Raw genomic sequence first — 7238 nt, forward strand, 5'->3', positions numbered from 1 at the left:
TCGGTCTTGCCCTTGGCGGGGGCCTTCTCGGTCTTGTCGGTCTTCTCGCTCTTGGCGCTCATTTCGGTTCCCTCAGTCCAGAACGGCGTTGCACTTGCGGCACACGCGGGCCTTGCGCCCCCCCTCCACCACCTTGAAGGCTGGGCGGACGGGCTGCTGGCACTCCTTGCAGACCAGCATCAGGCGGCCCATCGGCATGGAGGATTCCTTCTCGAGAATCCCGCCCTTGATGTTCCGCTGGGGGTTGGCCTTGGTGTGGCGCTTCACGAAGTTCACGTTTTCGACGACGGCCCGCTCCTTCTCCGGGAGAATGGAGAGGACCCGTCCCCGCTTGCCCTTCTCCTTGCCGGAGAGGACCACCACCTGGTCGTTCTTCTTGATTCGGTTACCCACGGGTCGCCCCCATTTCAGATGACCTCGGGGGCGAGGGAGACGATCTTCATGAAGCGCTTCTCCCTGAGCTCCCGGGCCACGGGACCGAAAACGCGCGTGCCGACGGGCTCACCCTTGTCGTCCACCAGCACCGCGGCGTTGTTGTCGAATCGGATGTACGAGCCGTCCCGGCGCCGCGTCTCCTTCACGGTCCGGACGACGACGGCCTTGACGACCTTTCCCTTCTTGATGGTTCCCTGGGGCGCCGCCTCCTTCACCGCGCAGGTGATGATGTCGCCCAAGCCCGCGTAGCGGCCCATGGACGCACCGCCTTTTAGACGGATGCAGGAGAGCTTCTTGGCTCCCGAGTTGTCGGCCACATCGAGAATGGTTCCCATCTGGATCATGGCGTGCTCCTACCCTCGGACCTCAGCGGGCCTTCTCGAGGACCTTCTTCACGGCCCAATGCTTGTCTCGGCTCAGGGGCCGGGTCTCCACGATGAGGACCTTGTCCCCCACGCCGCACTGGTTCCCCTCGTCGTGGGCCTTGAACCGGGAGGTCCGGTTCACGACCTTCTGATAGGTCTTGTGGAAGATCTTGCGTTCCACCTTCACCACGACGGTCTTCTCCATCTTGTCCGAAACCACCACGCCGACTTTGGTTGCCCGGTGGCGGTGGGGACTCTGGGTCTTGGTCGCGTCCATTTTCAGTTCCCTCCGGCCGGCCGCTGCTTCTCGGCCAGGATGGTCTTGACCCTCGCCAGACCCCGCCGGTAGGCCCGGATGAGCTGGGGGTTTTCGATCTGGCCCGAAGCCATCTGGAAGCGAAGCTTCATCAGGTGTTCGGTGATCTCGCTCTCCTCGCGCCTCAACTCGTCCAAGGAGAGGTCACGGATCTTCTGGGGCCGTCTGAGCTCCTGCGGCTTCATCATAGGGAGAACTCCTGGTCCTTGCGGGAAACGAAACGCGTCTTGATGGGCAGCTTCTGGGCCGCCAGGCGGAAAGCCTCCTGGGCGATGTCCAGGGTGACGCCTTCCAGCTCGAAGAGGATCCGCCCCGGCTTCACTGTGGCGACCCACCCCTCCAGATTTCCCTTGCCCTTGCCCATGCGGGTTTCCAGGGGTTTCTTCGTGTAGGGCTTGGCGGGGAAGATCCGGATCCACATCTTTCCCCCGCGTTTGATGTAGCGGTTGATGGCCACGCGGCCCGCTTCGATCTGGCGGTTCGTGATCCAGGCGGGCTCAAGGGCCATGAGGCCGTAGTCCCCGAAGGACACCGAGCTTCCGCGCACGGCGATCCCACCCCTGCGGCCCCTCTGCTGCTTCCTGTATTTGACCTTCTTCGGCATCAACATGGCGCGTACTCCCGGTGGCCTACTTGCTCACCTTCTGGCCCTTGTAGATCCAGACTTTCACGCCGATGACCCCGTAGGTCGTGTGGGCCTCGGCGAGCCCGTAGTCGATGTCGCTCCTCAGGGTCTGGAGCGGCAGCCGGCCCTCCAGATACCATTCGGAACGGGCGATCTCCGCTCCGTTCAGGCGCCCGGCCACGCGGATGCGGATCCCCAGCGCGCCGAACTTGCCGGCCATTTCGATGGCGCGCTTCATGGCCCGGCGGAAGGCCACGCGCTTGGTGAGCTGAAGGGCGATGGACTCGGCCACAAGGCGCGCGTCGATCTCGGGGCGGTGGATTTCGTCGATCTTGATGTAGACCTCACGGTCCAGGCGACGCTGGATCTCCTCCTTGAGGCGGTCCACCTCGGCGCCCTTTTTTCCGATGATCACGCCGGGGCGGCTCGTGGCGATGGTCACGGTCAGCTTCTTGCCGGCCCGCTCCATGTCCACGCGAGAGACCCCCGCGTGCTTGAGGCGCTGGAGGAGTTCCTTTCTCAGGACGAGGTCCTCGTGAAGGAGGGTCTTGTACTCCTTCTTGGAGAACCAGCGGGACTCCCAGTCCTTGTTGAAACCCACCCGGAAACCCACGGGATTCACTTTCTGGCCCAATGCTCACCTCCAAACACGGTGCTGCGCGCCATTCAACGCCGGCCGTTCCCGGCGGGGGGCGTCCCCGCCCGGCCCGATTCTCAAGTCCCGCCTACTTCCTCACGTCCAGGCCGATGGTGATGTGGCACTGGCGGCGCTGGACCCGGTACGCCCGCCCCATGGGGGCCGGCAAAGTCCGCTTGCGCATCTTGAGGGAGGCGCCGTTCACCTGGATGCTCCGAACCACGAGCTCGTCCACGTCCACCTGGCGGCCAGGCCGGCTCTCGGCGTTGGCGACGGCGGACTTGAGGAGCTTCTGGATGTCCCTCGCCACGTGCTTCTTGGCGAAGCGCAGGATGGAGAGGGCCTCGTTCACCGAACGGCCCCGGATCATGTCCGCCACGAGGCGGGTCTTCTGGGCCGACGTGTTCACGTAGGTGATCTTGGCGGTGGCGATCATTTCGGGCTCCCGGCTCACTTCTTCACCTCGGCCTTTTTCTTTTCGCCCGAGTGGCCCCGGAAGGTGCGGGTGGGGGCGAACTCGCCCAGGCGATGGCCGATCATGTTTTCGGTCACGTACACGGGAACGAACTTCTTCCCGTTATGGACGGCGATGGTGTGGTTGAGCATGGAGGGCACGATCATGGACCTCCGGCTCCAGGTCTTGATGACGGCCTTCTTTCCCGAGGCGTTCATGGCCTCCACCTTCTTGTCGAGGTGGGCGTCCACGAAGGGGCCCTTCTTCAGCGAGCGGGTCATGCTACTTTCTCCTCTTCAGGATGAACCGGGCCGTGCGCTTGTTGCGGCGGGTCTTGTAGCCCTTGGTGGGAACGCCCCAGGGGGTCACCGGGTGCCGCCCGCCCTTGCTCTTGCCCTCGCCGCCACCGTGGGGGTGGTCCACGGGGTTCATGGCCGTGCCGCGGACCTTCGGCCGGCGGCCCAGCCACCGGGAGCGGCCGGCCTTGCCCAGGGTGACGTTCTGGTGGTCCACGTTGCCCACCTGACCGACGGTGGCATAGCAGCGCACGCTCACGTAGCGCATTTCCCCGGAGGGCATGCGCAGGGTGGCCATCCGGCCTTCCTTGGCCATGAGCTGGGCCGATGCTCCCGCCGAGCGGGCGATCTGGCCGCCTCCGCCCTCGTGAAGCTCCACGTTGTGCACCATGGTGCCCACCGGGATCTTCTGCAAGGGGAGGGCGTTCCCGACCACGACCTCGGCCTCTTCGCCGGCCATCACCTTGCCGCCGACGGCGAGTCCGTCCGGACAAAGGATGTAGCGCTTCTCGCCGTCCATGTAATGAAGGAGGGCGATCCGACAGGTGCGGTTGGGATCGTATTCGACCGCCGCCACGCGCGCTTCGATGCCGCGCTTGTCGCGCTTGAAGTCCACGATGCGGTAGCGCCGCTTGTGGCCTCCGCCCCGGCGGCGCATGGTGACGTGGCCGTCGGCGTTCCTTCCGCTGAGCCGCTTCTTCGGCGCCAACAGCCGCTTCTCGGGGGCCTTCTGGGTCACCTCCTCGAAGGTGGCCGTGGTGATGTAGCGGCGGCTGGCTGTATATGGCTTGTAGGTTTTGATGGCCATGGCTCCGTTCCCCTTACACGCCCTCGAAGTACTCGATGGGCTTGGCGCCCTTGGCGAGCTTGACGTAGGCCTTTTTCCAGTCGGGCTTCTTGCCTTCGGACCGGCCCACGCGCTTGTTCTTGCCGAGGACGTTCACGATGCGGACTTCCTCCACCTGCGTATTGAAGACCTTCTCCACGGCGTGGGCGACCTCGAGCTTGTTGGCCTTCGGGTCCACCTGGAACGCCACGGTCCTCGTGCGCTCTTTGGCGATGAGGTTCTTCTCCGTGAGCAGGGGCCGGATGATGACGGTGTGCGGATTTCTCATGGCCGCAGAACCTCCGTGAGCTTCAGGAGAGCCTTCTCGGTGAAGACGGCCATTTCGTAACGGGCCAGGTCGTACACGCTGACCTCCCCCACCGGCGCCACCTTCACGCCCGGGAGGTTGCGGCTGGCGAGGCGGACGGTGTCCGAGACCTGCTCGTCCACGAAGAGGACCGTTTTGTGGGGGTCCAGGATGGCGGCGTATTTCTGGGTGAAGGCCTTGGTCTTGGGGGACTCCACCGAGAGATCCTCCACCACCGACAGGAGGCCGCGCCGCAGGCGCTCGGAGAGGAGGCTCCTCATGGCGCTGCGCCGAACCTTTCGCGGGACGGAAAAGGAGTAGTCGCGGGGCTTGGGCCCGAAGACGATGCCGCCGTGGTACCAGAGGGGAGAGCGAATCTCGCCCATGCGGGCGCGGCCGGTGTGCTTCTGCTTCCAGAGTTTCTTGCCGGAACCGGCGACTTCGTCCCGCCGCTTCGTGGAGTGGGTCCCCAGCCGCTGGTTGGCCAGGAAGCTGCGAACCGCCTCGTAGACCAGGTCCCGCCGGTATTCGGCCGTAAAGACCTCGTCGGGAAGGCTGACTTCCCGCTGGGGTTCCTTGGCTGCGTTGATCACGGAAACGTTCATGGCCCGCCCCTTAGTGGATACCGTGGATGAGCAGGAGGCCGCCCCGGGGGCCGGGAACGGCCCCCCTCACGAGGAGGAGGCCCTTCTCCGCGTCCACGCGCACGACCTGCAGGTTCTTGACGGTGACCCGGCCGTTCCCCGTCTGCCCGGCCATCTTCGTCCCCTTGAAGACCCTCGACGGATCGGAGGAGGCGCCGATGGATCCCGGGGCACGGTGGAACATGGAGCCGTGGGTGGCGCGCCCGCCGCGGAAGCCGTGGCGCACGACGACGCCCTGGAAGCCCTTGCCCTTGCTGGTGCCCACCACATTCACGGCGGACACCCCCTGGAACTGCTCCAGGGTGAGGGGGCTTCCGGGGGCCAATTCGGGGAACTCCCCTCGGAGCTCGCGGACGGCTCGCACGGAGGCCGTGCCGTACTTCTTGAGGTGCCCGGCCATGGGCTTGTTCACCGCCCCCCGACCGACCTTCTCCACGAGCCCGATTTGAATCGCGTGGTAGCCGTCGGTGTCCGGGGTTTTCTTCTGCAGCACGACGCAGGGGCCCGCCTGGATCACGGTGACGGGCACCACGGCGCGGGTCTCGTCGAAGACCTGCGTCATGCCGACCTTGCGTCCCAGAATGCCGATCTTCATGTCCTCTCCTCGGGCAGAGGTCGCCCGCCGGCGACGTGCCCAGCCTGCGGGCCCGCGGTGCGCCCGCGCCTCCGAACGCGGCTACTTCGTGAAGGCCTTGATCTCCACGTCCACGCCCGGGGGCAAGTTCAGCTTCATGAGCGCGTCCACGGTCTGCGGCGTCGGGTCGTAGATGTCCAGGAGCCGCTTGTGGGTGCGCATTTCGAACTGCTCCCTGGACTTCTTGTCCACGTGAGGAGACCGGTTGACGGTCCAGACGGAGCGGTCGGTGGGGAGAGGAATCGGGCCCCTCACCCGCGCCCCGGTCCGCTTGGCCGTCTCCACGATCTCCTTCGTGGAGCGGTCCAGGATGCAGTGGTCGTACGCCAAAAGGCGGATTCGGATCTTCTCGTTCAGCATGTGCAGGCTACTCCAAGACCTCCGTGATGGTGCCGGCGCCGACGGTGCGGCCTCCCTCACGAATGGCGAACCGGAGCCCCTTCTCCATGGCGATGGGGGAGATCAGCTTGACTTCCACACTGACGTTGTCCCCGGGCATGACCATCTCGCGGTCCTCGGGCAGGGTGACGTCGCCGGTGACGTCCGTCGTGCGGAAGTAGAACTGCGGGCGGTAGCCCTTGAAGAAGGGAGTGTGGCGGCCGCCTTCTTCCTTCGTCAGGACGTACACCTCGCACTTGAAGCGGGTGTGGGGGGTGATGGAGCCGGGCTTGGCCACCACCTGGCCGCGCTCGACTTCTTCCTTCTTCGTGCCGCGCAGCAGGAGGCCGATGTTGTCGCCGGCCTGACCCTGATCCAGCAGCTTGCGGAACATCTCGACGCCCGTGATGACGGTCTTGAAGGTGGGCTTGAAGCCGACGATCTCCATTTCCTCGCCGACCTTGACGATGCCGCGGTCCACGCGGCCCGTGACGACGGTCCCGCGCCCGGAGATGGAGAAGATGTCCTCGATGGGCATCAGGAACGGCTTGTCGATGTCGCGCACCGGCTCGGGAATGAAGGAGTCGCAGGCGTCGAGCAGGTCCTGGATGCACTTGGCATCGGGGCCGTTCGGATCCTCGGCCAGGCCAGCCTTGAGGGCGGAGCCGCGGATCACGGGGGTGTTGTCCCCGGGGAACTGGTACTGGTTCAGCAGGTCGCGGACCTCGAGCTCGACCAGGTCGAGGAGTTCGGGGTCGTCCACCTTGTCGCACTTGTTGAGGAAGACCACGATGTAGGGCACGCCGACCTGACGGGCGAGGAGGATGTGCTCGCGGGTCTGGGGCATGGGTCCGTCCTCGGCCGAGACCACCAGGATCGCGCCGTCCATCTGCGCCGCGCCCGTGATCATGTTCTTCACGTAGTCGGCGTGTCCGGGGCAGTCCACGTGGGCGTAGTGCCGGTTCGTGGACTCGTACTCCACGTGGGCGGTGGCGATGGTGAGGATCTTCGTGGAGTCGCGGCGGCCCTGGGACTCCGAGGCCTTGGCCACTTCGTCGTAGGAAATGAACTTGGCGAGGCCCTTGGCCGCCTGCACCTTGGTGATGGCCGCGGTGAGGGTGGTCTTACCGTGGTCCACGTGGCCGATGGTCCCGACGTTGACGTGCGGCTTGGTCCTCTGGAACTTTTCCTTCGACATACTCTGCCTCCTTGGCTAACGGCCCTGTACGCGGGCTACGATCTCCTCCGCGATCTGCTTGGGCATGAACTCGTATCGCTCGAACTGCATGACGTAGTTGCCCCGGCCCTGGGTCAGGGACCT

At 65.3% G+C, this 7238-nt stretch carries 14 protein-coding genes; all 14 read right to left on the minus strand.

What is annotated here, in order from left to right; translation table 11 throughout:
• Window positions 1–72 precede the first annotated feature (72 nt).
• The 14 genes from rplX to tuf all read right to left on the minus strand — a co-directional run bounded on the left by rplX (window position 73) and on the right by tuf (window position 7115).
• Complete coding sequence (gene rplX, locus AB1824_12510) at window positions 73–393, minus strand: 50S ribosomal protein L24 (protein ID MEW5765785.1); 321 nt, start codon at window positions 391–393, stop codon at window positions 73–75.
• A 14-nt stretch (window positions 394–407) separates the two neighbouring features.
• Complete coding sequence (gene rplN, locus AB1824_12515; GenBank protein MEW5765786.1) at window positions 408–779, minus strand: 50S ribosomal protein L14; 372 nt, start codon at window positions 777–779, stop codon at window positions 408–410.
• Window positions 780–801: 22 nt separating this feature from the next.
• Window positions 802–1077 (minus strand): 30S ribosomal protein S17, encoded by a 276-nt coding sequence (rpsQ, locus tag AB1824_12520; protein ID MEW5765787.1) that lies wholly within the window; start codon window positions 1075–1077, stop codon window positions 802–804.
• A 2-nt stretch (window positions 1078–1079) separates the two neighbouring features.
• Window positions 1080–1304, minus strand: coding sequence for a 50S ribosomal protein L29 (gene rpmC / locus AB1824_12525; GenBank protein ID MEW5765788.1), 225 nt, complete (start codon window positions 1302–1304; stop codon window positions 1080–1082).
• Window positions 1301–1726 carry a 50S ribosomal protein L16 gene (rplP, locus tag AB1824_12530; protein MEW5765789.1) on the minus strand — a complete coding sequence of 142 codons (426 nt, stop codon included), beginning with the start codon at window positions 1724–1726 and terminating at the stop codon, window positions 1301–1303. The genes rpmC and rplP overlap by 4 nt, the downstream gene beginning before the upstream one ends.
• Before the next feature lie 19 nt (window positions 1727–1745).
• The gene (gene rpsC, locus AB1824_12535) at window positions 1746–2375 is read right to left on the minus strand and encodes a 30S ribosomal protein S3 (GenBank protein ID MEW5765790.1); all 630 of its coding nucleotides are present in this window, start codon (window positions 2373–2375) and stop codon (window positions 1746–1748) included.
• A gap of 91 nt (window positions 2376–2466) precedes the next feature.
• Complete coding sequence (gene rplV / locus AB1824_12540) at window positions 2467–2814, minus strand: 50S ribosomal protein L22 (GenBank protein ID MEW5765791.1); 348 nt, start codon at window positions 2812–2814, stop codon at window positions 2467–2469.
• 14 nt (window positions 2815–2828) lie between these two features.
• Window positions 2829–3113: a 30S ribosomal protein S19 gene (gene rpsS / locus AB1824_12545; protein ID MEW5765792.1), complete on the minus strand. Its 285-nt coding sequence runs from the start codon at window positions 3111–3113 to the stop codon at window positions 2829–2831.
• Window position 3114: 1 nt separating this feature from the next.
• Window positions 3115–3936 (minus strand): 50S ribosomal protein L2, encoded by an 822-nt coding sequence (gene rplB, locus AB1824_12550; protein ID MEW5765793.1) that lies wholly within the window; start codon window positions 3934–3936, stop codon window positions 3115–3117.
• A gap of 13 nt (window positions 3937–3949) precedes the next feature.
• A complete protein-coding gene (gene rplW / locus AB1824_12555; protein MEW5765794.1) occupies window positions 3950–4243 on the minus strand; it encodes a 50S ribosomal protein L23 in 294 nt (97 codons plus the stop codon).
• Complete coding sequence (gene rplD / locus AB1824_12560; GenBank protein MEW5765795.1) at window positions 4240–4866, minus strand: 50S ribosomal protein L4; 627 nt, start codon at window positions 4864–4866, stop codon at window positions 4240–4242. The genes rplW and rplD overlap by 4 nt, the downstream gene beginning before the upstream one ends.
• Before the next feature lie 10 nt (window positions 4867–4876).
• Window positions 4877–5500, minus strand: a complete 624-nt coding sequence (rplC, locus tag AB1824_12565; protein MEW5765796.1) for a 50S ribosomal protein L3 — start codon at window positions 5498–5500, stop codon at window positions 4877–4879.
• 81 nt (window positions 5501–5581) lie between these two features.
• Window positions 5582–5899, minus strand: a complete 318-nt coding sequence (rpsJ, locus tag AB1824_12570) for a 30S ribosomal protein S10 (protein MEW5765797.1) — start codon at window positions 5897–5899, stop codon at window positions 5582–5584.
• A 7-nt stretch (window positions 5900–5906) separates the two neighbouring features.
• Window positions 5907–7115, minus strand: a complete 1209-nt coding sequence (gene tuf, locus AB1824_12575) for an elongation factor Tu (protein MEW5765798.1) — start codon at window positions 7113–7115, stop codon at window positions 5907–5909.
• Window positions 7116–7238: the final 123 nt, after the last annotated feature.

The sequence above is a fragment of the Acidobacteriota bacterium genome (assembly GCA_040752915.1).
Taxonomy (GTDB): Bacteria; Acidobacteriota; UBA4820; order UBA4820; family DSQY01; genus JBFLVU01.

Excerpts from the sequence above, each read along its gene's own strand:
- rpmC (MEW5765788.1), bottom strand. The coding sequence starts at position 1,304 with ATGATGAAGCCGCAGGAGCTCAGACGGCCCCAGAAGATCCGTGACCTC.
- rpsS (MEW5765792.1), bottom strand. The coding sequence starts at position 3,113 with ATGACCCGCTCGCTGAAGAAGGGCCCCTTCGTGGACGCCCACCTCGAC.
- rplV (MEW5765791.1), bottom strand. The coding sequence starts at position 2,814 with ATGATCGCCACCGCCAAGATCACCTACGTGAACACGTCGGCCCAGAAG.
- rplW (MEW5765794.1), bottom strand. The coding sequence starts at position 4,243 with ATGAGAAATCCGCACACCGTCATCATCCGGCCCCTGCTCACGGAGAAG.
- rplP (MEW5765789.1), bottom strand. The coding sequence starts at position 1,726 with ATGTTGATGCCGAAGAAGGTCAAATACAGGAAGCAGCAGAGGGGCCGC.
- rplB (MEW5765793.1), bottom strand. The coding sequence starts at position 3,936 with ATGGCCATCAAAACCTACAAGCCATATACAGCCAGCCGCCGCTACATC.
- rplC (MEW5765796.1), bottom strand. The coding sequence starts at position 5,500 with ATGAAGATCGGCATTCTGGGACGCAAGGTCGGCATGACGCAGGTCTTC.
- rpsQ (MEW5765787.1), bottom strand. The coding sequence starts at position 1,077 with ATGGACGCGACCAAGACCCAGAGTCCCCACCGCCACCGGGCAACCAAA.
- rpsJ (MEW5765797.1), bottom strand. The coding sequence starts at position 5,899 with ATGCTGAACGAGAAGATCCGAATCCGCCTTTTGGCGTACGACCACTGC.
- rplN (MEW5765786.1), bottom strand. The coding sequence starts at position 779 with ATGATCCAGATGGGAACCATTCTCGATGTGGCCGACAACTCGGGAGCC.
- rplD (MEW5765795.1), bottom strand. The coding sequence starts at position 4,866 with ATGAACGTTTCCGTGATCAACGCAGCCAAGGAACCCCAGCGGGAAGTC.
- tuf (MEW5765798.1), bottom strand. The coding sequence starts at position 7,115 with ATGTCGAAGGAAAAGTTCCAGAGGACCAAGCCGCACGTCAACGTCGGG.